This window comes from Phaeobacter sp. JH20_29 (assembly GCF_048056175.1).
In the GTDB taxonomy this organism is placed as follows: domain Bacteria; phylum Pseudomonadota; class Alphaproteobacteria; order Rhodobacterales; family Rhodobacteraceae; genus Phaeobacter; species Phaeobacter bryozoorum.
Window position 1 is genome coordinate 666,911 of record NZ_JAYMWO010000013.1, and the last position, 26,194, is coordinate 693,104.

Below are 26,194 nucleotides of genomic sequence, written 5' to 3' on the forward strand. Positions count from 1 at the left end.
CATTCATAGAAAGAGGGCATGATCCATGTACCGCGAAGCAATCGAAAAAGGCGGCTTGGCCATTGTAACCGGGGCGGCAAGCGGCGTCGGCAAAGTCGCAGCTCAACGACTGGTACAAGACGGTCTGGGGGTTGTGCTGGTAGATCTGGCAGGTGAGGCCTTGGACCGAGCCGAGGCGGAATTGCGCGATCTGGCGGGCGCGTCCGCAATCGTTCAGGCGGTTCCGACAGATGTCACAGACACCGACGCCATGACTGCCTTGGCGGATCAGGTCTTTGCGCTCGGAGAGGTAGCAGTCCTGATGAACAATGCCGGTATCGCGCTGCCGACCGGCGGTTGGAAAAACGCAGAGAACTGGCGCAAACTTTTAGAGGTCAATCTCTTTGGTGTCATGAACGGCGTGCATGCTTTCTTGCCACGCATGATAGAAGCTGCACGCCCGGCGGTGGTGATCAACACAGGGTCAAAACAGGGGATCACCACACCGCCCGGAAACCCTGCCTATAATACCAGCAAAGCCGCCGTGAAAGTCATGACAGAAATGCTGGCGCACGATTTGCGACAGGCCGAGGCGAAAATCACCGCCCATCTGTTTGTGCCGGGATTTACCTATACTGGTATGATTAAGAAGTTCATGTCGGAAAAACCCGCCGCCGCGTGGACGAGCGAAGAGGCAATCGACTACCTGCTGAAGCGCATGTCGGACGGGGATTTCTATATTCTCTGCCCGGACAATGATGTGTCCGAAGAGCTCGACCGCAAACGGGTTGAATGGGCCGTGGGCGACATTATCAACAACCGCCCGGCGCTCTCACGCTGGCATCCTGACTATGCGGATGCCTTTGCCGCGCACGAGGCCTTGGAATAGCCGCTCCAAAAGAGCGGCCGTAAATGGAGCCAGTGAAACTGTTGTCCAAATAACAAGGCTTACTCCTCATCTAAATACCTAACGGACATTCGTGCGAAGCGCGGCATCAAGTATTTTGGGCTCACTACCGACTTGCTGCGTTGCGGCGGCAGGGTTGCAGCGAAACTTCACCAGGACGCTTCTACCAGACGACGCCAGGCAGCCCGGAGCGGTCATTGGCGGGGGCGTCATGTAAAAGATGCTGCCGCTGCAAAATATCCTGGCCGGCTTCCGAAAAGCGGCCGTTGAACCGCCTTGGCGCGCTGCCTTCAGTGCTGCAGTCAGCACCAGGGGTAGAGGTGCGCAGAAACGGGCTTTGCAAAGTCGGAGCTTCTTTCTTGCCCTGTCGCCACTCTGCTGCATTGCAGCGAAGCAAAGCAGACCTTTCCGCACTATTACCCTCTAACGCAGAATACTTCGAAGTCTTTTGACCTACGGATGGACTTCAAATGCTATCCATAGACCGTTGGCGAAATGCCAAGGATGTGGAGGGTTGCGGTGGTCGGAGGACCAACTATGTCAATTCCTAACCTTCCCGCAATTCGCATGCGTCACGCTCCCTGGAACAAAGGGCGTATCATAGGCCAAAAACGTCCTTTGCTTCCCAAGCATGTCTGGGCAATTCGCGTTCGCCTTGAACTCTCCGATAGGGTGCGTGATCTGGCACTCTTCAACTTGGCAATAGACAGCAAACTCAGAGGATGTGATCTCGTCCGTTTGCGTGTTGTTGACGTTTATGCAGCAGGCAACGTGAGAGAACGCGCGTCCATAACCCAACGCAAAACCAGTCGACCGGTTCGGTTCGAAATTACTGAAGGAACGCGATCTTCGCTTCAGGCCTGGCTGGATATGCCAATAATGAAGAAATCTGAATTTCTTTGGCCTGGAAGGCTCCACGATCGGCCGCACATAGGTACACGCCAATACGCGCGACTGGTTCGGGATTGGGTGAAATCCATTGGCTTGGAGCCAAGCGCCTATGGAACCCACTCGATGCGGCGTACCAAGGTTGCCCAGATTTATCGCAAAACCGGGAACCTTCGAGCGGTTCAACTCCTTCTCGGGCATACCAAGATGGATAGCACAGTCCGTTACTTAGGGGTTGACCTGGAAGATGCCTTGTCAATTTCCGAGAGCGTCGAGATCTAGGACGCCAAGACGTTAAAAAACATACCCAAAGCCTTGCCTCTGACTTGTCTAGCCATAGGCAAGGCTCCAGCGGGAGGAGAGGATACTGGCTCTCAAAGGCGATTTAAGCGGCTAGTGGTCCCGCCGGATCACTGCTGAACACAGGTTTGTATATCGCGTCAGCGGCAAAGGTAATGGACAGAGCCTGGAGATCGCCCGGCTGCGTCATAACTACTGTTCGATCAGGCTCTTCGCGACAATGCTCACAATCAACAAAGCCTGCTCCAAGGCTTCTGCCGCAGCTATTTGTCTGGCTTCAGCCGAGGGTCTGTGGAAACTCGCCTGGTTTCTCGACGATGAGGATGTTTCAGTCGATTTTGGGGAGGCAGCCGGATCCAGGAACACTTTAGCGTCTTATACGCCGGAGAGGGCTGAATCCGCGCTTTTGTGGCGTTTTTCTGCGGTGCAGCTTGAGTTGAGCACCGCCCATCAGGCCGGAATGGCAGTCAGAAGCCCGCGTACCCCGATCGGGGCTATCATTCGCTTGATCTTATCGGCGAGGACATGGAAGGCCATCTCGGTACGGACGTTCTTGGGCGTTCGCATACGGAAGTGCGTCGCCTCATCTCCACTCAATGGTGGTTACGATGAGCCGGAAACCCGCTCTTATCAAATCGCGCTACACTGTCCCATTGGCGCTGACGTCAGACAATGTCAGATTGGACGTTACCGTCTTTGCGGCCCGTGCCACCCGGTATGTCCTGCAGGTCGGCCTGGTGGCTCCGTGCATTGCACGAGTTGAACGAAAGCGGCATAGGCGAAGTCTCTCACGCTGCGATTGAGTATATCATCCCGGAGGCCTCCGAACGGAATTACCGCCAGCAATGATCCGGTTGATGAGACCCGCTACGGCTCGATGCGCCTCTATCTCGCCATCAGTAACAGCTGCGTTTTCATGCGTCTTTGCAGCGTCCCGCAGGATACCCACGATCTCGCGCTCGGGCAGGAGCTTGTGATCGTTCATCGCCAGCAGCAGTGCTTCGCAGATCGAGAGGGCAGCCATTCCCGAGAAGTCTTTCTCGCTGAGCATTTTATTGTATCCTTCCGGTGACGGTAAAACATCGCGCAGCAGACTGGCCTCGCTTGTCCCAACCATCTTCGCAGAAAAATGGTATGCTGGGCTAACCGAAAGCAGTCTGTGCGCGATTGCGTCTGGAGTTTCTTTCCAGCTTGAGAGGCCCCGATGACGGATATCTTAGAAAGCCCGCTTACACGGAAGCTGCAAGTCTTCGTCGCATTGTCTGAAGATGAATTGGGCGTCTTGAAGCGTTTGCATCTGCGCCGCCGGTCCTTTTTGGCGGGGCGTGATCTCGTGCATCAGGGGCAGTCGGATCAGGCCGCTTATATTCTGGCCGCCGGTTGGGTATGTTCCTACAAGCTTCAGCCGGACGGAACCCGCCAGATCGTGGATTTCCAGATACCGGGGGACTTTATTGGATTGCGCAGCGTGCTGCTGCGCACGTCCGACCATAGCTTCGAGCCGGTCACGGATATTCAGGCGGCAGAGGTCTTTGCGGACGACCTTCTGGAAGCCTTCGAGAAGACGCCTCGCCTCGCGGCAGCAATTCTCTGGGCGGCATCACGGGACGAAGCCATGGTGGTCGAGCATCTCGTAGGAGTTGGCCGCCGCGCTGCGGATGCACGCATGGCGCATTTTCTGCTGGAATTGGGGGCAAGGCTGAAGCTGGTCGGAATGGGGAGCAAGAAAGGCTACGCCTGCCCTTTGACACAGTATCATCTTGCTGACGCGCTCGGCCTAAGCGCCGTCCATGTGAACCGTGTCTTGCGGCAGCTTCGCGAACGCGGCCTGCTGACATTTCGGGACGGCCGTGTAACGTTTGGCAATTATGACGGGCTGGTAGAGTTTTCGGGGTTCGATCCGGCGTATCTGGATCAGACCGGCCCGCTCTTGAAATGAAAAAGGCCGCCCCTCCCCCCGGAACAACCTGGGGCGGCCCGATCTTCATTTAAAGCAAAGGAGTATCACGAAAGCGCTTTTTTAGCCGCGTCCAGTTCCTTGTTCGTTTCGGCGTGGTTCTTCGCAGCGTGCGCCTTCTCGGCCGCCTGGTAGTGCTTCACAGCCCGGTCTTTTTTGGGGCCGGCGATTGCCTTGTCACAGGCTGCTTTGACCGAGGTCATCTTCTCGGCGGCATTGGTCTGTTCGGGTGTCATTGGATTGTCCTTTCTTGGACATTCCGAGAATAGGGCACGCACTGCAATGCAGTCCATTTGAGGAACCGCACGCATCCCGTGCTTCTCTGCTGCTCGGAAATGAGTGCCGCCGGAGATTCGGCAGGCACGCAGCCATGTACCCATCTTCTCTGCTCCGCAGCACTGATGCAGGTTAGCTTCGGGCGGGTCCGCATCTTCTGGCTGATGATCTTTGGACGAAGAGCTCAGAAGCCGATTCACATGCCGAGAAGTGCGTTAAAGATATCGCCCCAAGGTGAGGGTTCATCCCGCTGGCGTCAGGTGGTGGGGGTTTGCTGATGTGACAGCCGCAGCCACCGGCCGTTGTCCAGCAGATATGTGGACGCGCAGAGCGCCTCATAGATTGGCAAGCCTGACTTCTCGGCGAATACGCGGTAGGCGAGCACAGCAACGGCCCCTTGCCTGATTTGGCTGCGGTCTTTCATTTCCACGGCTCGCCAGCCCGTGTTTTTCTTCACATGCTCCAGGATCTGCCCGCCCTGAAGAATGCCCGGCGGATAGGGAAGTATCATCACTGCATTTTTTGCAGTCACGGTGCGGGCGCTGTCCGCGCCGCTGGTCCAGCACCGCTCCTCCAGATCCCATAGCACCGCATAGTCCTTACCATCACTGCGGTCGCCGTCCCGTGTTTTGCCTGACATCATTGGCCCGTCCCCGGAGTGCCTGTGAGTATTAACTGCAAAATCAGAAAGAGGATCGTCAGTACCGCCCAGATCAACCCAGACAAATTCGTCGGCCCGTTTTCTGCGGCGCCAGAAACAGCCATCAAGCGCTTGCGTTTGGGGAGAAGCCGGGTCAGTTTCCGCGCGAGCGTTCCGCTATCCTGCTTGAGTGCGGGCACGTCGCGGCATTGCGACAGCAGCATCTCCAGTCGCGAGCCTGCGACCTCTTTCTCCAACGCGGCAAGCGCGGCTGCCTCCTCCCAAGGTTCGAGCTCAAGCCGCGCGAGGGCCGATAGAACCGTAACTGCATTGCCATTCCGGTCCTCGCCAACGAAGGCTTGCAAAAAGCGGTCAAACTCAGGGCTGTGGGGTTGAAGAATGCCAGCGGCTGGCATCGGCATATCCTCCCTTTTTTGGTGTTCGGATCGGGAAGCGGCTGTTCCCGAAGAAACGGGCTGCCGCTTGCCGGGTAACAAGCTTCGGATAACTCCGATCATACCCGCATTGCCCGACGCACGCGCTGACGCAGATCAGCCGGTCTCCAGTCCTCTGAAGTCTAGCCGAAGGTTTGGGTCCGCGTATGCCAGAGCGGTCAGGACCCCAGCGGCGCTAACATGGGTCAGCACGCACCGCCCGGTTCCGGGGTAATGTAGGAGGGCCGCAAAGTTTGGCTGCCTCTCGGCAACCGGGATGCTGCAGCCAAGGCAGCGCGGCAGACATGCACATATCGCGGAGACCGGTGATGGCCTTGCGATCAATCAGATCCACCATGACTTTCCCGCAGCCTTTTACCTTGCCCGGATATCCGGACGAACTGCCTTCCGGCGAATACGAAGTGCTGGTCGAGGAGGAGCTTATCGAAGGGCTGAGTTTCACGGCTTACCGCAGAACGGCGATTTACCTGACCATCCACGGCAAGGGGCGTTTACCGGGCCGGACAGAGTTGCGGCCAACTACCTGGACCGACCTGGAAGCAGCGCTCGGCCAAGACCCGAAACGCAACACTTGAAGATAGCGAGGCGGCGCTTTCCCCGCTGGAGGATTCACAATGTACACTCCCGAATGGCTTAAACCCGGCCTCTACGGCGCCGTGATAGGTGGCGCATTATTAGGCATCGGCGGATTTACCTGGGGCGGCTGGGTGACCGGCGGAACGTCACACGGCATGGCCGTGACCATGTCCCGCAACAATGTAGTCACGGCTTTGGTCCCGGTCTGTCTGGACATGGCCCGAACCGATGCGGAACGCGACGCAAAGCTGGCAGCGATCAGGGCCGTTGCTACCTACCGGCAGCGGGATGCCCTCATGAAAGCCGGTTGGGCGACGGTCCCGGGAACCGAGTTTCCGGACCGGGACATTGCGCAGGCCTGTCTTGCAGCCCTTGACGTCGAAAAGTCGTCGGAGCGCCCGGAAAACACGATCAATGAAGGATGAACAGTGCCATGTTACCATCTCTGCCTGAAATGACAGATCTTGAACGGCGCGTTCTGGCCCATGAACGGATTCTCCAGTCGCTCATTGCTTACATGTCCCGCACGGAACCGCGCTTCCTTGAACACCTTAAGAAGCGTTTTGTTGAGCCAATGGCCATGGTGAGGCATGAGCATGACCACCGAAACGCGGATGATTATGCAGAGGAATTCATTCGCACCGTAATGGCTCTTGGAGAACCGCATTTGCCAAAGGCCGCAAGCTCCAGCGTGCTCGATAAGCCACTGCACAAGCCGGAAGATATCCAAATTTCGACACACCCCTATCGTCCAACTGCGAAGGCGGAGCGCGTTCGTGCCCGGAAGAGGAATGGAATCTGGGAGGTCAAGGTGGACGGTGTTTTCCACGGGGACTACCACGACAAGGGCACTGCGTCAGTAGCCGCAGCCTTGGCCCGATTGTCGCTTCGATGAGAGGACCCCACCCATGAACGAGGCAGTTAGAAAATCCATTGCGGTCTTTGCCCGGCCTTTCAACGTTCCGGGCTTCAGCGAAACGCTCCCTGCCGGAGAATATGACATTGAAACGGAACTGTGTTCACCTCCCGACAGCCTGCAGCCTGAGACTTGGAGAGCTTCTGTCGCCGTGAAGTTGCATCCCAGGGAATTCCACCCCGGGCTGGCGAGAACCTTGACCGTTTCGCTGGCCGACCTCGATGACGCCCTGGCAAAGGACAAGCTCACCGGAAAAGAACTGGCCGAATATTTCCTGGAAGAAATGCTTTCTGACCCGATGGTCCGGCTGGTGATGGTGGCCGACGGGGTCTCCGAAACTCAGCTGCGGAACCTTTACTCGGGCGGGGGCGCATCTCAGGCGCACAAAGAGGCGCCGGATGCGGCTATAGCGGGTGAATTGCCAACGGAAAATTCACCAATCCAGGCCGCGGAGAACGAAGGAATGCCGACACAGAGGGAATAAGCCGCGCGCAGGCGCCTTGGCGTCAAAGGTCTGTATCGGATGCCGGTTTGAGAGACCAGGAGAGGAAACGATATGCCCGACCAGAACGGCGGCCCAGAAGACCGCGGGCCATGGCAAAGCAGACAGAAGCGCAATCCGCCCGATATCGACGAAATTCTTCGTCAAGGCCGCGACCGGCTGGGCGGGTTGATCCCTGATGGGCGGCCCCCTGTGAAGGGCATACTGGTCGCAGGAGCGATAGTCTTGGCAGCTGTCGCGGCCTGGTCTTCATATTACACAGTCCCGAGCGACTCTGTCGCCGTTGTCCAGCGTTTTGGCAGATACACTGCTGAGGTTCCGCCTGGCCTGCATTTCAAATTCCCGCTTGGCATCGACGTTGCCACGCTGGTGCCCGTGAAACGGCAGCTGAAGCAGGAATTCGGATTCACGACTCCGGGCCGGAGTGATCCCTTCCAGAGCCCGTCAGACGGCCGGCGCGAAACCGAAATGGTCACGGGAGATCTGAATGCTGCGCTCGTGGAATGGGTGGTGCAGTACCGGATCTCTGACCCCCTGAAATTCCTGTTCGAGGTACGCGAGCCAAGCGCGACTTTGCGCTACGTCTCTGAGTCCGTGATGCGAGAGGTTGTTGGCGACCGCACCGTTGACGAGGTCATCACCATCGGCCGTCAGGAGATCGAAAGCGAGGCGCTTCTCAAGATGCAGGCTCTGTCCACGAAATACGCCATGGGTATCAGCATCGACCAGGTCCAGCTGAAGAACATCAACCCGCCGGGACCGGTTCAGGCGTCGTTCAATGAGGTCAACCAGGCACAGCAGGAAAAGGAGCGCCTGATCAATGAGGCGCGCCGCGAATACAACAAAGTCATTCCGCTGGCCGAAGGCGAGAAAGATCAGCGGATCCGCGAGGCTGACGGTTATCGCCTGAAACGCATCAACGAGGCGGAAGGCGACGCAGCGCGGTTCACCGCGCTTTTGGCCGAATACGTCAAGGCGCCTGAAGTCACGAGGCGGCGGATATACATAGAAACCCTCCAGGATGTTCTGCCCAGTATTCTGTCAAAAATCATTGTCGACGGATCGACTGCGAGCATCCTGCCGCTTTTGAACCTCGACAGGCTTCAGGAGGATCAGCCATGAACATCAGATTGGGGCTCTTCGCAGGGATTGCGGTTGCTGCCGGCGTGATTGCCTCCGGTTCCCTCTACACAGTTGGCGAAGTCGAGCAGGCCATTATCACCCAATTCGGTAAACCTGTGGGCGAACCAGTCATAACGGCTGGTTTAAAGCTGAAGCTGCCCATCGTTCAGGACGTCAACCGGATCGACCGCCGGGTTCTTGAGTGGGACGGCAATCCTTCTGACATGCCCACCAAGGACAAGCTCTACATATCCGTCGATCTGTTCGCCCGCTGGAAAATAACCGACCCGTTGCAGTATTTTCTGCGGCTGCGCGATGAGCGCAGCGCGCAATCCCGTCTAGACGATATTCTCGGCAGCGAAACCCGCAATGCTGTCGCCAAACACGAGCTGATAGAGATTATCCGGACCACGAAGGGCCGGACCCCGCTGCGGGACACGCTTTTGACCGATGAGGAGCGCGCGCAGGACATAGGTTCTCTGGTTCCTATCCAGAAAGGCCGTGCACTTGTTGAACAGGAGATTTTCGCAGCCGCCTCAGAAAAGGTTCGCGTTTTTGGGATCGAGCTTCTCGATATCCGTTTCAAGAGGATCAATTACAACGAGAGTGTGCGTCCGAAGATTTACGACCGCATGATCTCAGAGCGCCGCCAGATCGCTGAACGTTTCCTTTCCGAAGGTAACGGCGAAGCCGCGCGGATCCGCGGCAACCGGGTGCGCGACCTGAACAAGATACAGTCCGAAGCGTATCGCGCCGTCGAGGAAATCCGCGGCGTGGCTGACGCCTCGGCGGCTGCGATCTACGCAAAAGCCTACAACACCGACGCCCAAGCAGCCGAATTCTATGCGTTCACCCGGACAATGCAGGCCTACAAGGACATGATTTCAGGGGGAACGACGCTGGTTCTGACAACGGACAGCGAACTTTTCAGGTTTCTGAGAGGAATGGAGACCGGGGAGCCGACTGGGAGCACGCCTCCTCCCGCCCCCGGCCTGACGGCCGCGGCCGAACGCTGATGTATTAGAGGACAAAGAGATGACGGAAAAACCGGTGGATTTAGACGCAAGGCGAAGCGCCGAAGGCCAGATTGCGACCGATATCCGGCGGCATGCCCTTAAGGATTTCAAAGCCGACCAGAGAAAACTCCGCCTGCGGCAGGAAGAACTTGAAATGAAACGTCTCGCCAAACCGGCCTCTAGCTGACATGAGGCGGCCATGCCTACGTTGGGCAGCTTAACGTCGTCTGGCAGAAGCGCCCCGATAAAGTTTCGCGGCAGCCCTGCCGCCGCATCGCCGCAAGTCCGCTTCGGGCTGTGACAGCGACTTACCCGACTGGCAACCATTCGCACCTCCCACACCCCACCAAAAAAGGGGCCGCCAGCGCTGCCCCTCTCCATCGTCATCTTTCCAAAAATACTCACAAATGCACCGATGGCGGCACGCGCACTGCCCGCCATGCCCAGACCTGCAAAGCGGCGCGGCCTACTGCGGCTTGTCGCCGCCCAGCACCTGGTTCATGCTGACCGACGGCTGGTCGCAGCCGGCCTCACCGACAATCTTGGCCGGCACGCCCGCAACGGTCTTGCAGGGCGGCACCTCGGCCAGCACCACCGATCCTGCCGCGATACGGCTGCAATGGCCCACCTTGATATTGCCCAGCACCTTGGCGCCAGCACCGATCAGCACGCCATTGCCGATCTTCGGGTGCCGGTCTTCCTCTTCCTTGCCGGTGCCGCCCAGGGTCACCGAATGCAGCATGGAGACATTGTCGCCCACCACCGCCGTCTCGCCGATGACGATGGAATGCGCGTGGTCGATCATGATGCCCCGGCCAATTCTGGCCGCCGGATGGATATCAACGCCAAAGATCTCGGAAATCCGCATCTGGAAGAAATAGGACAGATCGTAATCGCCCTGCTGCCACAGCCAATGCGCCACCCGATAGGCCTGAACGGCCTGATACCCCTTGAAATAGAGGATCGGCTGCAACAGCCGGTGGCAGGCGGGATCGCGTTCATAGACCGCCATCAGATCGGCGCGCCCGGCGGCAATCAGATCCGGGTTTTCGTCATAGGCCCGGTCGACGATCTCGCGCAGGATCACCATCGACATCTCATTGGAGCAGAGCTTCGCCGCGATGCGATAGGACAGCGCCTTCTCAAGCGAGGTATGATGCAGGATGCAGGCATGGATCAGCCCGCCCATCAGCGGCTGGCGGCGCACGGCGTCCTGCGCCTCGGTGGTGATCTGATCCCAGACGGGATCAACGGAACTGACGGCCTGGCGCGTCTCAAGCATGGCTCTGCCTCCTGTGTTGCAACCAGAGTACCTCCCCCAGCGCAAAAAGGCCAACCGCAAATCCGTGATGAGAGCCATCGGATCTGCTGATTTTTTGCCCCGGCTGCGCAGTCATACACCGACAGCCCATTGTTTTTATTGGTGATCACCCGCCGCACCAGTTCCCGTGCCCCGATGCACAGGGGCTGTGCAGGCCCGATATTGACGGTGCCACAGGCTGTCAAATGGCCGCCCGGCACAGACGCTGCCAGCGTCGTTGAGGCGCCGCAACAGCCGCATCACAAGGCATCCGGTAGCCGCTAGCCCGGATTATGCCTGATATGACGCGCCAATTCAGCCAGCACCAGCCGGGTACAGGCCAGATAGTCCGGCGCGTCATAAAACGGCTCATCCGCCAGCGGGAATTTCCGCGCCGCAGCACTCAGGGAGCCATCGCCCCAGCGCCGGCAGAGCCGCCGGTGGCGGCGCAGATGGCGCACCGCCTGCGCCGCCCCGGCAAAGATCCGCTGGCACAGCGCGCGCCGCTGCGCCGGGGCCACCGCCAGCAGGGCGCGGGCGGTGCTGGTGATATCACCCGGCAGGATAGGCCGTCGCATCCCCGCCCCGCCTCAGACCAGCCGCAGGGCGGTCACCGCACCAGCCCCGTAGCGGGCCGAGACCTGCGCCACCTCGATGCGATCTCCCGGCACCACCGCATCCGCTGTCTGGGCCGCCAGCGGATAGCTCCAGCCGGGAGCGTCCAGCAATTCTTCGCGCAGAATCTCGCCGCCGCGCAGGATCCGCAGGCGGTAGCGCTCCAGATCCTCGCCCAGCGGGATCTCCGCCAGATCCCAGCGGTCGCCGTCGATGCGGCTGCGGCGGATCCAGTCCAGCCCGACCGCACCGCTGCCCAACACGCCTTTCTGGCGCAGATGCACCGGCGCATAGGGGCGCAGCCCTTCACCGGCAAAGGCCGCCTCCAGATGCACATAGCTCGGATCATCATAGGGGCGCCGGGCGGTGCCGATACGGTAGTGACGGCTAAGGCCACGCTGATTGGCAGCCAGTGCGATCTGCTGCGGCGTGCCATCCAGCGCCACCACATAAGAGCCCTTCGGCCAGGCCACCGGCATCCGCGCATCGCTGCCCTGCTGCCCACGCAGCCGGTCGCGCAGCAGATAGCGCCCCGGTGCGATCAGCTCGGCCTCGCCAAATTGCATCAGCTCCCAATTGCCGGGGCTGCCGTCGCCGATGGCCACCAGATTGGCGCCATTCAGCACCGCCAGCCGGTCCCGACTCTGCAATTGGCCAGAGATCATATCAACTTCCAGATCGTCGCCCCGTTCCCAGCGCCCCGGCGCGCCCGCAGGCAGCACCGTATTGGTGATGGCAATGGTTGAAGCCGCGGCCAGCACCTCCTCCAGTGCATAATCCGCATCACTCTGTGCGCCGTATACGGCAACGCTCCCCGGCCAGGGCTGCGCCGTCACTGCCAGATGCGGCGCATGGGGCACCTCATCGCCGCCAATCAGCGGCAGGTCCATGAACAGCGGCAGCACCGGCACCGGTGCCGCAAAGGCGGTGACACCGGGCAATTCCTCCGGCACTGGTGCCGGGTGGTAGTTCTCCGGCTCGATCCGCACCGCCTCGATCAGCTGCGCCGCGCCCTGTTCGACCCGGTCGATCCGGTACCGGGCCTGCGCACCGCTGCCGAACTCCGCACCCGTCTCTGAGCCTACCTCCGGGCCTGCCTCTGCCCCGGCAAGCGGCAGGCGGATCACATCGCCCGCGCCCAGCGCCATGGCGGAGGGCGGCAGCTCCAGCCGCAGGGTATCGCGGGCCATACGGGCCTCGCTCAGCCAGCGCTCGACCACCTGCCGCCCCTCGGCGCGGGTCAGCGCCATCGGCAGCTCATTGTCGCTGACCGCATGGGTCGCCTCATCGGGCAGCACCGCCTCCTCGCCGCGCAGATCATGGCGCCCGCCCCATTCGACAAAGCGCAGACGCATCCGTCCGGCCAGCTCAGCCTCCGGCGCGCGGGTCTGTTCCAGCACCCCGTCCAGCTCCTGCCCCTCAACCAGTTGCGCCAGATCCAGCGCTGCGTCCTGTCGCCCATTGCGCAGGCGAAACCGCAGCAGACCATCGCGTTCGATGGCATCCACCCCGTGGCGCAGCAACAGCGGTTGCAGCGCGGCGCGGGCCTCACCGACATCGCTGATCGCATAGCCGCGCACCAGCGCAGGCAGGTCACTGACATCAATCGCCGCAACACCCGAGGCGGCACAGATCTCCTCCAGCACCGAGGCCAGCGTGCGCTGCCCCACCCGTCCGTTCAACCAATGGCCACGCAGGTAATTCTCGCCGTCGCTCCAGACCTCCACCGCATTGGGAAACACCGGAAAGGGGCGCGCGTCCCAGGCCCAGACATAGGCGTTCGACATATCCAGCATCGGGCCACCATAGACCTCGGAGACGGGGTTTTTCCCCTCCTCCTGCCAATAGCCCAGCAACGCGCGCAGATAGGCCAGCTGCATCATGTCATCGCGCTGCCCGTTGGAAAATTTCGGCAGTTTGGATTCCGAGCTTTTGGGATCCAGAAACTTGTTCGGCTGATTGGTGCCCTTGTCGATGGCGGCACAGCCCAGTTCGGTGAACCAGATCGGTTTGCTCTGCGGCTCCCATGCGGTGGGCAGCGCGGCACGTTGCCCGTTGATCCGGTCATGATGCGGTTTGGACCACCAGCTGCGCAGATCCTTGTAGCGCCAGATCCACGGCTCATCATAGGCGCCATCGGTGATCGGGGTGCGGATCTGGGCCGCCTCGGCCTCGGGCGAGTGGTAATACCAGTCATAGCCCTCGCCGCCCTCGATATTGGCGCGCAGATACGCCAGATCATGGATGCCCGGCGCCCCGGCCCGGGCGTCCAGATGATCCTCCCCCTCGCGCCAGTCGGACAGCGGCATGTAATTGTCGATGCCGATGAAATCGATCTGCTCATCCGCCCAGAGCGGATCGAGGTGGAAATAGCGGTTCCCCTCCGGGCTCTGGTAGCCCCAGTATTCCGACCAGTCGGCGGCATAGCCGATCTTGGTATCCGGCCCGAGGATCTGGCGCACCTCCTGCGTCAGCGCCCGCAGCTCTGCCACCGCAGGAAAGCCTGCCTCATCGCGGATCTGGGTCAGCCCGCGCATCTCCGAGCTGATGCAGAACGCCTCAACCCCGCCCGCCGCGGCACAAAGCGCGGCATTATGCAGGATGAACCGCCGCAGCCCCCAGTCCTCAGACGGGCCGCTATAGGTGACGCTCCCGTCAGCCACGGTGAAATCCGCCGCGGTTGCCGTGCCAAAGAACTGCTGCACCTCAGCCCGCGCCATAGCCGTGCCATCGGGGCTGCCGGGCTGGCCCGGTGCCAGCGACAGGGTGATCCGCCCGCGCCAGGGCAGATGCGCCTGACCCGGCTCACCGCTCCAGGGATCTGGCAGATCATTGCCCGCCATCTGATCCATCAGGATAAACGGGTAGAACATCACCCGCTTGCCCTGCGCCTGCATTGCGCGAATGGCCTCGATCACCGAGGCATCGGTGGGGGTGCCGCCGTATATGGGTCTGTCATCCTGCCGCGCGATCAGCTCGGCCTCCGTCCGGGTCAGCCCCGCCACCGACCAGGGCATATTCGCCCCCTCGATATGCTGGCGCTCCACCTTCGGTTTGACGCTACACACTCCGCAGCGCAGATCATTGCCAAACCACGACACAATCAGCGAGGCCGCGCCACAGGCGGGCAGCTCCTCGCCAAGGGTCGTCAGCGAGGTGACCAGATCGGTCTCCCCCGAGGGGCTGTGCGAATTGGCGGGTTTGGCCTGTCCCGGCCCGTGGTCGTAATGCACCGGCGTGCTGGCCAGTGCGTATTCCCCGGTCCCCGGCATCAGGGCAACCCCCTGCACCAGCTGCGGCAGATCCAGATCATAGGTGCTGGAGGCCGGTTGCTCGGCACGCAGCACCTCGAACGAGAATTGCGGCACCCGGTTGCCAAAGCGGTCCAGCGCCAGGTTCTCCATCACCACATAGGCGGTGCCACGATAGGCGGGCACCTCGCCTGTGCCCTCTACCGCCTCGATCACCGGATCGGGCAGCTGGTCCATGGTGCCGCGATAGACGGTCATGTTCAGATCCTTGGGCGCGACCTCTTCGCCATCAGCCCAGACCCGCCCGATAGAGGCCACCTCTCCGGCGCAGACCGCTACGGCAAGTGACACATCATAGCTGTAGCTGGTGACCTTGGGCTGGCGCCGACCGCCGCCCTTGCCGCCGCCGCCACTGGTGGTGGAGGTCTCGCGGAACTGAGACGCCCAGATCACCTGCCCGCCCACCCGCATCCGGCCATAGACCTGCGCAATCGGCTGGCCATCGCTGGCATGGGTCAGGCGAAAGCGTTCCACCCGGCCGGTCTCCACCGGCTCACTGCCCGCGCCCAGCAGGCGGCTGTCGATGGCGCGTCCGACGGTGGCGCCAAGTGCGCGGCCAATCGCTACCGAGGAGAGACCCGCCACAGCCCCCCCAACCGAGCCGCCAAGGGCCGCCCCCGCCGCAGAAAGAAGAATGGTCGCCATCACGTCACCTCATCAGCATCAACATCAGGAAAGGAAAACCGCGCCACGATCCGCCGTTGCCACGGCTGGCTCAATGCGCTCTCGACCACACCGTGGCCGCAATAGGCATGGATGAACCGCGGCATGGCGCCGGTTTCAGTTTGCAGCGCGATATGTTTGGCCACCGCCCCCCGGCGCATCCGAAACAGGATCACGTCACCGGCGCGCGCCTCATGCAGCGGTCGGGGGCTGAGATGGCGCAGCGCCGCCTGCCACAACGCCTCCTCGCCCTGGGGTTCGGACCAGTCCATCGTATAACCCGGCACCGCCTCCGGCTCCTGGCCGTAGACCTCACGCCAGACCCCCCGGATCAGGCCGAGGCAATCGCAGCCAGCACCGCGCCGGGCGGCCTGATGCACATAGGGCGTGCCCAGCCAGCCCCGCGCCGCCGCAACCAGCTCGGCGCGCGATATCCCTCTCGCGCCGCTCATCTGCGGCTGCCGCCGGTGTTATTGCCGCTCTGGCGCGGCACGCTCATCACCCAGTCTTCGCCGGGGATATCGGGAAAGCCCTGAAAATTGACGCCATTGTTGAACTTCAGCCGGCAGGTCTTCAGCCGCTTGTCGCAGCCCGCTGTCAGATGCAGCAGATCGCCGGGTCGGATCTGCGCCCGCAGCGGTTCCCAAAGGGTCAGCTGGCGGTGCTCTGCGTTCGGATCCGGCGCGCTTGCGTCCTGTCCCAGCCGCCCGACCTGCTGGCGGTCCTGCTTGATCCAGCCCCACAACCCCTCAGCCGCACCGCTCATCACCGTGAGACGGCCAGAGGTGAACCAGTTCGGCTCAAACCCCGGCAGAGCGGCAAATCCGAAATACTGCCCCTCGCGGATCTCTTCCGCGGCCAGCTCCAGCGTGTAACCCGGCGTGGTCATGTCAAAGCGGCAGGCGCCATCCCCCAGCACCGCCGTGCAGGGTTTCTGGTAGATCCGCCCCATCGGCTGGTTGAGCGCCTCCGTCAGGCCGCGCAGCTCCGCCTCAAAGGCACCACCGGCACGGCGGATCTGGCCAAAGCTGCCGCGAAACTGCAACCAGCGCACCGAGACATCGGCCCAGTTCACCAGCCAGCAGCGCACCTCGGCGCCGTCAAAGCGCCCGGCCTCGATCTCGTCCTCGCGGATGGCCGCATCGCTCAGCGCACCCAGCGCCTCGGTATTGTCGACCGCCAGCCCGGTGGCTTGTTGCAGGCTGCGCGCGGTCAGCCCGGTGCCTGCGCGAAACAGCAGACCGGCCTCGCCCTCGGCAGCGCTTTCGAACCGCAGGTCGCGGTCATGGTCGGTAAAACCGAACCGCACGCCATCGCTGCGCGTCACCAGCCAGCAGCGACACAGCGTTGTCAGACCGCTGGCCACATGGGATTGAAACGCCTCGCTTACCCCCGCCATCAGACCCGGACCTCCACCACTGGGACATTGGGCACGTCGCCCGCCTGAAAGGACGCCACGCTGGTCTGAATGCGATCGGTGTCAAAGCGCACCGGCACATCGAACTCAAACCCCGCCTTCACCGACAGGCCCGCCTCCGGTGGATGCGCCAGCGTGATGGTTCCAAGGGTGCTGTCGAGCGTGTAGTCTACCGTCTCCTGCAAAGCGTCCTGCTCAATCCCGATGCGCACGCTGCCCGCCACCGGTTTCGTTATCGGACGCTGATAGGCAAAGCTGCCGGAACGATAGGTCTTGCTCAGCTGGAACACCTGCTGCACCCCGTCGCCGATACCGATCACCTGATCCCCAAACGCCACCTCCTGCGTGGCGCGGGCGGATTTGTAGTCGGACCAATCCTTCCAGCGGAAACCGTACATCTGGCCCTGCCGCGCCTCGAAAAAGGCAATCAGCGCCTCGATATCCTCAAGGCCCCTGAGGCCCAGCCCCGCATCATAGCGGCGACGCGAATGCGCCCAGGGGGTGTTGCGTTCCTCATGCCCGTTGGCAAGCGTCACCACATCGGTGCGCCGCTCCGGTCCGCCGATTGAGCCGAAGCTCAGCGATGCGGGAAATCTGACCTCGTGAAAATTCATCTGCTGTCCTCCGGCTCAGCGGTTGCGATTGCCACGCGACAGGGCGCGGCTCAGCTGGGCGGCGATCTGGCCCTGACTGCGTTGGAACCCCTGCACATCGGGGGTCTGGATATTCATCACCACCGAGGTGGCTCGCCCGCCCTGGCTGCGCACACCAAGCGCACCATCGGCGCCACGGGTCAGCGGCAGGATCGCCTCTGGGCCTGCCTCGCCCATCAGCCCGGTGCCGCCGCGCATGGGAAAGCTCACCGGGCCGCTGACGATCCCCCCCTTGGCAAAGGGCATCACCCGGCCTTGTGAAAACGCCGCCCCATCGGCAAAGGGGAGAATGCCGCTCATCAGCTTGCCCACCCCATCCGACAGCAGCCCGCCAATATGGGAAGTGACCGGTTTCATGGCCGCCGAATAGGTGGTCTGGATCATCGACTGCGCCATGGTATCCAGCGCATCTGAGAGCTTCATGCCGTCAAAGACAACACCGTCAAAGGCGCGGCGCAGCCCCTTCGACATACCGCGTTCCAGGGTCTCGGCATCCTTGCCGGTGGCGGCAAAGGCGGCGCGCACCCGGCGCAGTTCGGCATCGAATGTGGCCGCCATGCCCGCCGCATCGCCAAGGCTGTCGCTCAGCGCCTCGCCCTGCTGTTCCAGCTGGTTCAATCCTGTGTCACTCATCGCTTACGGCTCCTGTTTCTGGGGATCTCGGCGCGGCGGGATCGGGAAATGCGCGCATCAGCTGGTCCAGCCCGGCCCGTCCCAGCGGCGCAACGGCGCTGTCCTGCCCCAGCATCAGCCGCAGCTCCGCCGGGGTGAGGCGCCAGAACTGATCCGGCGTGAGCCGCAGCCCCGCCAGCCCCGCCCGCATCAGCGCCGGCCAGTCAAGGCCGGTGCTCTGTCTGTCTGTGGAGTGCTGCCGGGGCGTCATGGGGCCACCGATCCGGGCAGCTGCGCGCCCGCCTCTCCCGGCAGCGCAAAACTGCGCGCCAGGAGCTGTGCGGCGACCCGTGCGGCCTGCATCGGACCGCCGTCGATATCGGCAACGGCCAGATCCGCCTCGCTGAGCCGGTGGCCGCCGCCCTGCACCCCCGCCGCCAGCAGCGCCAGCACATCCGCCGCCGAGAACCCGCCGCTTTCAAACCGGGTCACTAGATCAATTAGCGATCCCGTCCCGAGCCGCGTTTCCAACGCCGCCAGCGCCCCGAGGGTGAGCTTTAACGCCAGCACATCGCCGTTTACCGCCAGCAGCACCTCGCCGGCATAGGGATTGGCCGCACAGGCATTAACTGCCGGGGCTGGCTGTTCCGAGGGGGCCATGGTCACCCCCCTCAGACGGCGGTGAAGACCAGCGCGCCGGCGCTGGCGAGCGCAAGCTCATAGGTGGCCTCGCCATTGTGGCTGCCGGCATATTCCAGGGCGGTGACCTGAAACGGGCCTTCGACGATGCCAAAATCGGGGATAATCACCTGAAACGCGGGGGTCAGCCCCTCAAAGAACAGCTGCCGCGCCCGCTCATCCGTCCCGGCATCGCGAAAGATACCGGAGCCGGAGATATTGGCCGAGCGCACCCCCGCGCCGGACAGCAGCTCGCGCCAGCCGCCCTGGCTTTCCAGACTGGTGACATCGACGCTTTCGGCGTTGAAGCTGATGCGCGTGGCGCGCAGCCCCGCAATGGTTTCGAACTGACCGTCGCCGGTCATGTCGATCTTGACCAATAGATCCTTGCCGTTTTGAACACTCATAGCGGTGATCTCCTGTTGCTGAGTGATGGGACGTCGCGCCAATTCAGATCAGCCTTGCCGCGCAACGCTTTGTAATTAATGTTGGATTTTCGCCAAACCGACCGGGTGTCAGCTGTCCTCCAGCCGCGCGGTGAAGCGCAGGCGGATCTCGCGGCCGCCGGAGGGTTTGCGGCTGGCGCTGGCGCGGTCGAACCACAGGCCCACCAGTCGCCCGCGCGTCAGGCTGAGCGAGGCGCTGGCGAGGCTGTCGCAGATGCTGGCGGCAATGGCCTTCGCACCGGCAAAGCCCGCGATATCGGTATGGACGGTGATCTCCACCCGGTGGCGCGCGCCGGCACCACTGCGGTCGGAGCGGTCCTGCACCTCCTCGGGGCCAAGGGTCACATAGGTCTGCGGCAGGCTGCCTGCTGGCAGCGCGTCATAGATGGCGCCGCTCAGCGCGGTGGTCAGCGCCGGGTCATTGGTCAGGTGCTGAAACAGCGCCTCCTGCAGCGGCAGGGCCAGGGCATAGGTCATGCGGTGGTCTCCTCGGTGGCAAAACAGGTCAGGTAGCGGCCGTCAGGGTCGCCTTCGGCCACCGCATCAATGCGAAAGATCCGGGCACCATCGCGCAGCCGCTGGTCCGGCCGGGGCCGCGCCGGGCTGCCGGTGGGATGGGCGCGCAGGGTGATGCGGTAGCGTTGCAATGACAGGCTGGTGCCGGAGTGATCGGTGCTGCGGCCACTGAGGGCACGCATCTCGGACCAATGGTGGCCAAGCAGCTGCCATGCCTCAAGAAACCCGCCAGCCCCATCCGAGGTGCGGCGCGGATCCTCCAGCGCCAGACAGCGGTTGAGACGTGGTGTGGAGCGGGCAGCGGGGCGGGATGTGGTGCGGCGGCTCATGCGCCTGCCCCCGGCCCAAAGCTGCGGCCAAACCCGATCCCATGCCCGCCGCCGACGCCCAGGCTCACCCGTAGCGCACGATAGCGTTCGATCAGGCTGGTGACGCCAAAGGGCATACAGCCGCCCTGCAACCTCGTGTCATCGCGAAACTCATAGTAATGCGCCGCCAGCATCAGCACCGCCTGCGCCAGATCGCCGGGCAATGCCGACCAGCTGTTGGCCATGCCCGCCCGCATCAGGATCCGCGCCGCACCACCGCTGGCAATTGTGGGCAGCACCCCGCCAACCGGACGCAGCCGGGGCTGCTGGCTGTCGGGTTCCAGCCGGTAGCGACCGGGTGGCAGCACGGTCTCGACCCCGGCGGCATCGCTCAGCGTGACCGAATGGATCTGCTGCACCGGTGCAAGCGGCAGCGCCTGTAGCTGGGGATCCCGCCAGGCGGCGAGCGTCAGCAGGAAATCCCGCGCCACAAGCACCCGGCCGGTGCGTGCCTCGATCGCCGCGATGGCAGCGCGCAGGAAGCTGATCAGCACGGCCTCCTGCACCCCCGCCTCGTCAAAGCCGGTGCCCAGACGCAGATGCGCCTTGAACGCCTCTTGCGGCAGAACCGCCTCTGGCACCGGTGTCACTTCATTCAACATCATCTCTTCACTCCAACGGGTGTTCGTTCGGGGGCTGCTCGGGCTGGCTGTTGCCGGATGGGTCGGGGCGGATGCGCGCCGGGCTGCTGCCGCTGGACGGAAGGGGAGCAGCTGGACGACAGCGGCCTTAAGGCGCGCATCCGCAGACGGAACCGGGCTGCCGGGTCCGCCATCGGTCCAAGCGTCAGCTCAGACCGAATTTCAGCAGTTTGATGGCGGCAAAATCGCTGACATCGCCGCCGACACGTTTGGTGGCATAGAACAGCACATGCGGCTTGGCGCTAAAGGGATCGCGCAGCACCCGCAGGTCGGGGCGTTCGGCGATGGTGTAGCCGGCCGCAAAATCGCCGAACGCCACGGCATAGCCGTTCACACCGGCGTCGGGCATGTCCTCGGCAATGACCACCGGATAGCCCATCAGCCGCGCCGGTTCCGCCGCTGCCAGCCCGTCGGACCACAGGAAGCGGCCATCGGCATCCTTCAGCTTGCGCAGGAGGCCTGCGGTTTTGGAGTTCATCACAAAGCTGGCGTTGGCCCGGTACTGCGCGCCAAGCGCATAGACCAGATCAATGATTGCATCGCCATCACCGATATCGCCCTCCACGCCGGTGGTGACATAGCCAAGATTGCCCCAGCTCCAGCTGTCATTGGCAACCACCGGGTGGTAGAGGATGCCGGTCGGTTTGTCGTTGCCATCGCCATTGATGAAGGAAGCCGCCTCGGCGCGGGAAAACTTGTCGGCGATCCGGCCAGCCAGCCAGCCCTCGATGTCAAAGGCGCTGTCGTCCAGCAGCCGCTGCGAGGCCTTGGGCAAGGCGCTCAGCTCATGCAGCGGGATGGTGATGCGGTCGATCACCGGGGTTGCGGTTTCGGTTACCGCCGCCGTCTCATTCGCCCAGCCGTGACCGACATCGCCATGGTCGATCAGCACATCGTAGGAGGTTGCCTCCACCGTCACCACCGAGGCGACGGCGCGGATCGAGGCGGTGCTGTTCAACACGGATTTGACCGTATCGGAGGTCTGCGGATCCACCAGGTAGCCGCCATCGCCATTGACGGCGGTGGCCATCGCCTTGGCATCTAGATCAAGGCCACGCAGCGCGGCGTCATCGCCGGACCGCAGATAGGCATCAAAGGCTTTCTGATGAGGCGCGCCGCCTGCATCGGCAGCGGCCAGAGGGGGACGATTGGCAAAGTGGGATTTGCGATCCAGCATGGTCATACGCTCTTCTGTCTGTTTCAGTTTCAGGGCAATGTCGTCTTTGAACCCGTTGAAATCATGCACGAAGTCAGCAACGGCCTGTTTGACCTCCTGCGGGGCCGCATGGGAGTGGGCCGTTGGTTCCGGGTGGGATTGGGGATGGCTCATCTGTCTGTCCTTTTGGGTCGATTGAGGAAGGCAAAAGCGGGGCGCGACCGCAGCGGCGGCCGGGGCCTGCATTCAGCCGAGCGGCGTCAGGCTGGCACCGCTGCGCAGCAGGTCGATCACCTCCCGCCAGATCTGCGGGGTATCGTCCGGGGCGATGGCGCCGTGCTCTGCGGTCTGCGATTTGGCGGCGGCCCCGGCTGGGCTGACGCGGGCTGAGGACAACATCGGGAAGGTCACCAGCGAGACCTCCCAGAGGTCCAGCTCACACAGGGAGCGCCCGCCGCCTTTGCGCGCCACGGCGCGGCGGGTCCGGTAGCCGATCGACAGCCCATCCAATGCGCCGACAGCGATCAGCGCCGCAGCCTCGGCGCCCTTTTGGGTGCGGGTCAGGATACGGCCCCGGACATGCAGGCCGCGGGCATCCTCGCGGACCTCATCCCAGACGCCGATCGGCTGTGCGGGATCGTGCTGCCACAGCATCTTGACCGCGATCCCGGCCTGCGCCAGACGGTCGAGCGACGCCTGATAGGCCCCCGGCTGCACCATGTCACCGCCAGCGTCGACGCAGCCAAACAGGCTGGCATATCCGCTGATCATGACCATATCGTCGGCCTCGTCGCCAATGGTCAGATCCTCGCCGAAGCGCGCGAACTTATGCTCCAGATGCGCATGAGATGGCATCAGCTTCTCCTTCTATCTCTTTGAATTTCGTGCAATTACTGAACCACAAGAAAGGATTGGAAGGCCTGCGCCAGGATCACGGCGGCAACGCCGTAAACGGTGAGCCAGAGGCGTTTTTCCATCCGCTCCATCATCATCTCCAGCCGGTCGAGACGCCGGTTCATCGCCTCCTGCTGGATCTCGGCGATGCGCTCATGGGCGGTGAGCCGCAGACCCGGTGAGCATTCAAACGGCGGTATCGGGATTTCAGTCATCCGCCATCGCCCCCTCTTGCGGGGGCAGGCCCAGAAGGCTGCGTTTTTCGGCCACGCTGAGGAACTCCGCGGCGGCCACGCGGCGCCACTGCGCCTCGCGTTCGGAGGCCAGCGCAGGCACCTGATCAAGGTCCGGTTTCAGGGTGACCGCAGCCCCCTGATAGCGCGCCAGCCAGTCCGACAGCGTCGCCGTGACACGGGTCACAAGCGGCAGCACGGTGAGCCGGTAAAAGGCGCGGTTGGCCTCTTGATAATTGGCATATGTGGCATCGCCCGGCAGGCCCAGCAGCATTGGCGGCACCCCAAGCGCGAGGGCAATTTCGCGCGCGGCGGCGTCCTTGGTCTGGTGAAATTCCATATCCGATGGCGAGAAGCCCATTGGTTTCCAATCCAACCCGCCTTCCAGCACCATTGGACGGCCAGCATTGCGCGCGCCCTGAAAATTCATTTCGATTTCTTCACTTAGACGGCGAAACTGATCCTCAGCCATCAGCCCCTGACCATCGCTTCCGGTCCAGACCAGAGCGCCGGAGGGGCGGGCTGCATTGTCCAGAAGCGCCTTGGACCAGCGCGAGGCCGAGGTATGCACATCCACCGCCATGGCTGCGGCCTGCATCGGCGACAAACCGTAGTGATCGTCCTGCGGATGAAAGCTGCGCAGATGGCAGATCGGGGCGCAGGGCATGGTCACATCAAAGCGGTGTTTGCGACCCGACACGCTGTAGTCATAGGCCACTGGCCAGCCATCGCTGCCGGGCACCACGGTCATGCGGTCAGGGCGCAGCACATGCAGCTCGACCGGCAATACGTCGCGACCGTCGGGATCGCAGACCGCCTCAATATAAGCGTTGCCGGACAGCAGCAGGTGGCCAAACAGCGCTTCCAGCAGCTCGGCGCGGCCCTGCGCGGCATTGGGCCGGGCCAGCAGCGTCAGCAGCGGGTGGCTGTCGTAGCGCTGTGCGCCGTCCTGCAACACCAGCGGCAGCGCGGCGGCGGCCTCGGTGATCATCTTGACGGCACGGTAGCCCACGGGATTGCCGACAAAGCCGCTGCGGGTCAGCGAACTGCTGTCGCGCGGGCTCCAGCCGGTGCTGCCAGTGCCACCGTGCCAGGCCACCACACGGGCGGCGGCGCTTGCCTTGGTTTCGACGGGCTGTTGCTTGCGCCGCAGAAGGTCAAAGACCATGGGGCCACTCCTTTGCTTGAAGGGGGCGAACCATGCCCCTGTTTGCTGCGATCCTTTATGACGGCGGGGGTTGAAGAAGATTTGAGCAAGGCGCGCGCAGGGCACGCAACACCTGCGCTAAACCTTTGATCCAAATAAAAAAACGCCCGCAGGACTGCGGGCGTTTTGCGTCTGATTTGATGGCCGGTGGCCCGCCTATAACATGCGCGCGCGGGGCAGCCTGTGGCGGGTCGCCGGGGTCAGGATCAGCTCCTGCACCGCCCAGACCAGGGCATCCAGCCGGTCCGGTGAGCCCTGCCCCAGATAGCCACGCGGGGTCATCTGGCAGAGCTGATCCTCCAGCGCGCCAAGCCCCGGCAGGTGGCGCACCCGGCCCTGTTCGTAAAGGGCGGCGACCGGTTCGGCCCGTGCCCCCTTGCCCCGGCTGGCGTGCAGCGCGGTAAAGGGCACCAGCGGATCAATCTGGCGCAGCAGGCTTTCGACCAGGGCACCGCCCTGATTGACCTCCGCCACCACCCGGTCGGCGCTGTAGCGGTCGCGCGCATCAATGGCGGCCTGCGCCCAGGTCAGCGGTCCGACGCCCTGCACCGTGCAATCCGCGAGCACATAGGCGCACCAGTCCTGCGGCGGGCCTGTGAGCGTGGCACCCACCACGAGGATGCCGCAGGCGTCGGAGTGTTTGCCGGCGCTCACCGCCGGGTCCACCGCCACCACCACCCGGTCCAGTGCCGGGGCCTTTGCGATCTGCGCCGCAACCAGCCCGGCATTGGTCCAGAGCGCGCCATCGACATCCTGCAACAGGATGCCGTCCAGCTCTTGTCGGCCTAGCCGTGACCCGGCATAGCGGCTGCGCACCTCGGCGATAAAGGAGGCGGCGAGATTGGCACGGTTGGCCTCGGTCGCGGCATGGGTCTGCACGGTGGAGGGGCTGGCCAGAAGGTCGCGCAGCACGCCGGTATTGCGCGGTGTGGTGGTGACGCAGACGCGCGGCTCCTGCCCCAGCCGGAGCGCAAATTGCAGCATGTCCCAGCTGTCCTGCCCGCGTTTCCATTTGGCCAGCTCATCAGCCCAGGCGGCATCGAACTGCGGGCCGCGCAGCGCCTCAGGGTCATGGGCCGAAAACGCCTGGGCGGTGGCGCCATTGGGCCAGATCAGCCGCCGTTCGGTGGCTTTCCACGTCGGGCGGCGGTCGCGGGGTGTGCAGGCGAGGATGCCGCTGTCGCCCTGGACCATGACGTCGCGCACCTGATCGTAGGTTTCCCCGAGGAGGGCGATGCGGCGGGCGCGACCAGCGGACAACGGTGTTGCCCCTTCGGCCAGCGTACGCACCCATTCGGCGCCGGCGCGGGTCTTGCCTGCCCCGCGTCCGCCGAGGATGACCCAGCTGCGCCAGTCCCCCGCCGGCGGCAGCTGGTGCGGCAGCGCCCAGAGATCAAAGACATAGGGCATCGCACAGAGGTCATGGTCGCTGAGCCGGTCCAGAAACATCTTCTGCGTCGAAACTGGCGCGCAGGCGAGCCAGCCGCTCTTCGATTTCACTGCGGGCGGCGTCGATGTCGAGCCCGGCTGCGGCCTGATGCTGTTCACTTTGTTCGACAAGGGTTTTCTCCACTTTCTGGCTGTCACGGATCAGGCTTTCCAATTTGGCGATACGCGGCGCGCTGCCGGCGTCGTCTGCATCGCAGGCAAGCCGTTCGAGCATCTGCTCGGCCTCCTGCCGGAGCCGTTCGATGGAATTATGGAGGGAGAAAAGAAGATCGGCGGTCTTTGCCAGCCGATTTTCCGGGGTATAGGTGCTCATGGTTGGGGCCTCATAGTCATGGGACCTCCGTTCGGAAAACCGCAAGGCCGCCCCACAAGCGCGATCCATGATCGGGCGTCCTGCGGGCGGATCTGCCAATTTCCCAGCTGCCTGTGAACCCTGCCACAAACCAGCGCAAAAGTCAAAGTTGGCAACCTGAAGTATCGGACGCAAGCTGCCGGATTTGT

Annotated in this window: 33 protein-coding genes; 10 read left to right on the forward strand and 23 right to left on the reverse strand. The window is 62.9% G+C overall.

Annotation, left to right across the window (positions count from 1 at the left end):
* Window positions 1–25: 25 nt before the first annotated feature.
* Together VWZ85_RS12930 and VWZ85_RS12935 are read left to right on the forward strand one after the other, a co-directional pair.
* A complete protein-coding gene (locus VWZ85_RS12930; protein ID WP_416588631.1) occupies window positions 26–868 on the forward strand; it encodes an SDR family NAD(P)-dependent oxidoreductase in 843 nt (280 codons plus the stop codon).
* Window positions 869–1,423: 555 nt separating this feature from the next.
* The gene (locus VWZ85_RS12935) at window positions 1,424–2,056 is read left to right on the forward strand and encodes a tyrosine-type recombinase/integrase (protein ID WP_416588633.1); all 633 of its coding nucleotides are present in this window, start codon (window positions 1,424–1,426) and stop codon (window positions 2,054–2,056) included.
* An 826-nt stretch (window positions 2,057–2,882) separates the two neighbouring features.
* Here VWZ85_RS12935 and VWZ85_RS12940 read toward each other — a convergent pair.
* Window positions 2,883–3,125 (reverse strand): hypothetical protein, encoded by a 243-nt coding sequence (locus tag VWZ85_RS12940; protein WP_340545769.1) that lies wholly within the window; start codon window positions 3,123–3,125, stop codon window positions 2,883–2,885.
* 153 nt (window positions 3,126–3,278) lie between these two features.
* On the opposite strand from VWZ85_RS12940, the gene VWZ85_RS12945 reads away from it, so the two are divergent.
* The gene (locus tag VWZ85_RS12945) at window positions 3,279–4,013 is read left to right on the forward strand and encodes a Crp/Fnr family transcriptional regulator (protein ID WP_416540075.1); all 735 of its coding nucleotides are present in this window, start codon (window positions 3,279–3,281) and stop codon (window positions 4,011–4,013) included.
* A 65-nt stretch (window positions 4,014–4,078) separates the two neighbouring features.
* Here VWZ85_RS12945 and VWZ85_RS12950 read toward each other — a convergent pair whose 3' ends face one another.
* The 3 genes from VWZ85_RS12950 to VWZ85_RS12960 form a co-directional block, all read right to left on the reverse strand.
* Window positions 4,079–4,267 (reverse strand): hypothetical protein, encoded by a 189-nt coding sequence (locus VWZ85_RS12950; protein WP_340545771.1) that lies wholly within the window; start codon window positions 4,265–4,267, stop codon window positions 4,079–4,081.
* A 296-nt stretch (window positions 4,268–4,563) separates the two neighbouring features.
* Window positions 4,564–4,950: a hypothetical protein gene (locus VWZ85_RS12955; protein WP_416588636.1), complete on the reverse strand. Its 387-nt coding sequence runs from the start codon at window positions 4,948–4,950 to the stop codon at window positions 4,564–4,566.
* Window positions 4,947–5,363, reverse strand: coding sequence for a hypothetical protein (locus VWZ85_RS12960; protein ID WP_416595483.1), 417 nt, complete (start codon window positions 5,361–5,363; stop codon window positions 4,947–4,949). Before VWZ85_RS12960 ends, VWZ85_RS12955 begins: the two co-directional genes overlap by 4 nt.
* A gap of 374 nt (window positions 5,364–5,737) precedes the next feature.
* Here VWZ85_RS12960 and VWZ85_RS12965 point away from each other — a divergent pair, with 374 nt between their 5' ends.
* From VWZ85_RS12965 to VWZ85_RS12995, 7 genes are all read left to right on the forward strand, one after another.
* Window positions 5,738–5,977, forward strand: coding sequence for a hypothetical protein (locus VWZ85_RS12965; protein ID WP_416536348.1), 240 nt, complete (start codon window positions 5,738–5,740; stop codon window positions 5,975–5,977).
* A 39-nt stretch (window positions 5,978–6,016) separates the two neighbouring features.
* Window positions 6,017–6,403 (forward strand): hypothetical protein, encoded by a 387-nt coding sequence (locus tag VWZ85_RS12970; protein WP_416536347.1) that lies wholly within the window; start codon window positions 6,017–6,019, stop codon window positions 6,401–6,403.
* An 8-nt stretch (window positions 6,404–6,411) separates the two neighbouring features.
* Window positions 6,412–6,873 carry a hypothetical protein gene (locus tag VWZ85_RS12975; RefSeq protein WP_416542202.1) on the forward strand — a complete coding sequence of 154 codons (462 nt, stop codon included), beginning with the start codon at window positions 6,412–6,414 and terminating at the stop codon, window positions 6,871–6,873.
* Between the two features lie 13 nt (window positions 6,874–6,886).
* Window positions 6,887–7,378, forward strand: coding sequence for a hypothetical protein (locus VWZ85_RS12980; protein ID WP_340545777.1), 492 nt, complete (start codon window positions 6,887–6,889; stop codon window positions 7,376–7,378).
* Between the two features lie 72 nt (window positions 7,379–7,450).
* Window positions 7,451–8,518, forward strand: a complete 1,068-nt coding sequence (gene hflK / locus VWZ85_RS12985) for an FtsH protease activity modulator HflK (RefSeq protein ID WP_416588640.1) — start codon at window positions 7,451–7,453, stop codon at window positions 8,516–8,518.
* Window positions 8,515–9,534 (forward strand): protease modulator HflC, encoded by a 1,020-nt coding sequence (gene hflC / locus VWZ85_RS12990; RefSeq protein WP_416540070.1) that lies wholly within the window; start codon window positions 8,515–8,517, stop codon window positions 9,532–9,534. The genes hflK and hflC overlap by 4 nt, the downstream gene beginning before the upstream one ends.
* A 19-nt stretch (window positions 9,535–9,553) precedes the next feature.
* A complete protein-coding gene (locus VWZ85_RS12995) occupies window positions 9,554–9,721 on the forward strand; it encodes a hypothetical protein (RefSeq protein WP_416540069.1) in 168 nt (55 codons plus the stop codon).
* Between the two features lie 279 nt (window positions 9,722–10,000).
* On the opposite strand, the gene cysE is transcribed toward VWZ85_RS12995, so the two are convergent.
* The 19 genes from cysE to VWZ85_RS13090 all read right to left on the reverse strand — a co-directional run bounded on the left by cysE (window position 10,001) and on the right by VWZ85_RS13090 (window position 26,006).
* Window positions 10,001–10,816 carry a serine O-acetyltransferase gene (cysE, locus tag VWZ85_RS13000; RefSeq protein WP_340545780.1) on the reverse strand — a complete coding sequence of 272 codons (816 nt, stop codon included), beginning with the start codon at window positions 10,814–10,816 and terminating at the stop codon, window positions 10,001–10,003.
* A gap of 299 nt (window positions 10,817–11,115) precedes the next feature.
* Window positions 11,116–11,412 carry a hypothetical protein gene (locus VWZ85_RS13005; protein WP_416588643.1) on the reverse strand — a complete coding sequence of 99 codons (297 nt, stop codon included), beginning with the start codon at window positions 11,410–11,412 and terminating at the stop codon, window positions 11,116–11,118.
* A gap of 12 nt (window positions 11,413–11,424) precedes the next feature.
* Window positions 11,425–15,405, reverse strand: coding sequence for a baseplate multidomain protein megatron (locus VWZ85_RS13010; protein WP_416588645.1), 3,981 nt, complete (start codon window positions 15,403–15,405; stop codon window positions 11,425–11,427).
* Window positions 15,405–15,875, reverse strand: a complete 471-nt coding sequence (locus VWZ85_RS13015) for an NlpC/P60 family protein (RefSeq protein ID WP_416540066.1) — start codon at window positions 15,873–15,875, stop codon at window positions 15,405–15,407. The genes VWZ85_RS13010 and VWZ85_RS13015 overlap by 1 nt, the downstream gene beginning before the upstream one ends.
* Window positions 15,872–16,822 carry a DUF2163 domain-containing protein gene (locus VWZ85_RS13020; protein ID WP_416588647.1) on the reverse strand — a complete coding sequence of 317 codons (951 nt, stop codon included), beginning with the start codon at window positions 16,820–16,822 and terminating at the stop codon, window positions 15,872–15,874. Before VWZ85_RS13020 ends, VWZ85_RS13015 begins: the two co-directional genes overlap by 4 nt.
* Window positions 16,822–17,454 (reverse strand): DUF2460 domain-containing protein, encoded by a 633-nt coding sequence (locus tag VWZ85_RS13025; RefSeq protein ID WP_260079401.1) that lies wholly within the window; start codon window positions 17,452–17,454, stop codon window positions 16,822–16,824. Before VWZ85_RS13025 ends, VWZ85_RS13020 begins: the two co-directional genes overlap by 1 nt.
* Before the next feature lie 15 nt (window positions 17,455–17,469).
* Window positions 17,470–18,126, reverse strand: coding sequence for a phage tail tape measure protein (locus tag VWZ85_RS13030; RefSeq protein ID WP_260079402.1), 657 nt, complete (start codon window positions 18,124–18,126; stop codon window positions 17,470–17,472).
* Window positions 18,119–18,376 (reverse strand): rcc01693 family protein, encoded by a 258-nt coding sequence (locus tag VWZ85_RS13035; protein ID WP_416542195.1) that lies wholly within the window; start codon window positions 18,374–18,376, stop codon window positions 18,119–18,121. Before VWZ85_RS13035 ends, VWZ85_RS13030 begins: the two co-directional genes overlap by 8 nt.
* A complete protein-coding gene (locus VWZ85_RS13040) occupies window positions 18,373–18,765 on the reverse strand; it encodes a gene transfer agent family protein (RefSeq protein ID WP_416588648.1) in 393 nt (130 codons plus the stop codon). The genes VWZ85_RS13035 and VWZ85_RS13040 overlap by 4 nt, the downstream gene beginning before the upstream one ends.
* A gap of 11 nt (window positions 18,766–18,776) precedes the next feature.
* Window positions 18,777–19,190, reverse strand: coding sequence for a phage major tail protein, TP901-1 family (locus VWZ85_RS13045; RefSeq protein WP_061048939.1), 414 nt, complete (start codon window positions 19,188–19,190; stop codon window positions 18,777–18,779).
* Window positions 19,191–19,298: 108 nt separating this feature from the next.
* Window positions 19,299–19,706 (reverse strand): DUF3168 domain-containing protein, encoded by a 408-nt coding sequence (locus VWZ85_RS13050; protein WP_416534155.1) that lies wholly within the window; start codon window positions 19,704–19,706, stop codon window positions 19,299–19,301.
* Entirely contained in the window at window positions 19,703–20,074 is a 372-nt protein-coding gene (locus tag VWZ85_RS13055) for a head-tail adaptor protein (protein WP_416588649.1), read from the reverse strand. The genes VWZ85_RS13050 and VWZ85_RS13055 overlap by 4 nt, the downstream gene beginning before the upstream one ends.
* A complete protein-coding gene (locus VWZ85_RS13060; protein ID WP_416588651.1) occupies window positions 20,071–20,718 on the reverse strand; it encodes a head-tail connector protein in 648 nt (215 codons plus the stop codon). Before VWZ85_RS13060 ends, VWZ85_RS13055 begins: the two co-directional genes overlap by 4 nt.
* Window positions 20,719–20,899: 181 nt before the next feature.
* Window positions 20,900–22,084, reverse strand: coding sequence for a phage major capsid protein (locus tag VWZ85_RS13065; RefSeq protein ID WP_416542193.1), 1,185 nt, complete (start codon window positions 22,082–22,084; stop codon window positions 20,900–20,902).
* A gap of 72 nt (window positions 22,085–22,156) precedes the next feature.
* Window positions 22,157–22,765, reverse strand: coding sequence for an HK97 family phage prohead protease (locus VWZ85_RS13070; RefSeq protein WP_416588654.1), 609 nt, complete (start codon window positions 22,763–22,765; stop codon window positions 22,157–22,159).
* Window positions 22,766–22,800: 35 nt separating this feature from the next.
* The gene (locus tag VWZ85_RS13075) at window positions 22,801–23,019 is read right to left on the reverse strand and encodes a GTA head formation protein, RCAP_rcc01685 family (protein ID WP_014874871.1); all 219 of its coding nucleotides are present in this window, start codon (window positions 23,017–23,019) and stop codon (window positions 22,801–22,803) included.
* Complete coding sequence (locus tag VWZ85_RS13080) at window positions 23,012–24,205, reverse strand: phage portal protein (RefSeq protein WP_416588655.1); 1,194 nt, start codon at window positions 24,203–24,205, stop codon at window positions 23,012–23,014. The genes VWZ85_RS13075 and VWZ85_RS13080 overlap by 8 nt, the downstream gene beginning before the upstream one ends.
* Before the next feature lie 195 nt (window positions 24,206–24,400).
* Entirely contained in the window at window positions 24,401–25,693 is a 1,293-nt protein-coding gene (locus VWZ85_RS13085) for a DNA-packaging protein (RefSeq protein ID WP_340545793.1), read from the reverse strand.
* A complete protein-coding gene (locus tag VWZ85_RS13090; RefSeq protein ID WP_340545794.1) occupies window positions 25,665–26,006 on the reverse strand; it encodes a recombinase in 342 nt (113 codons plus the stop codon). Before VWZ85_RS13090 ends, VWZ85_RS13085 begins: the two co-directional genes overlap by 29 nt.
* Between the last annotated feature and the right edge of the window lie 188 nt (window positions 26,007–26,194).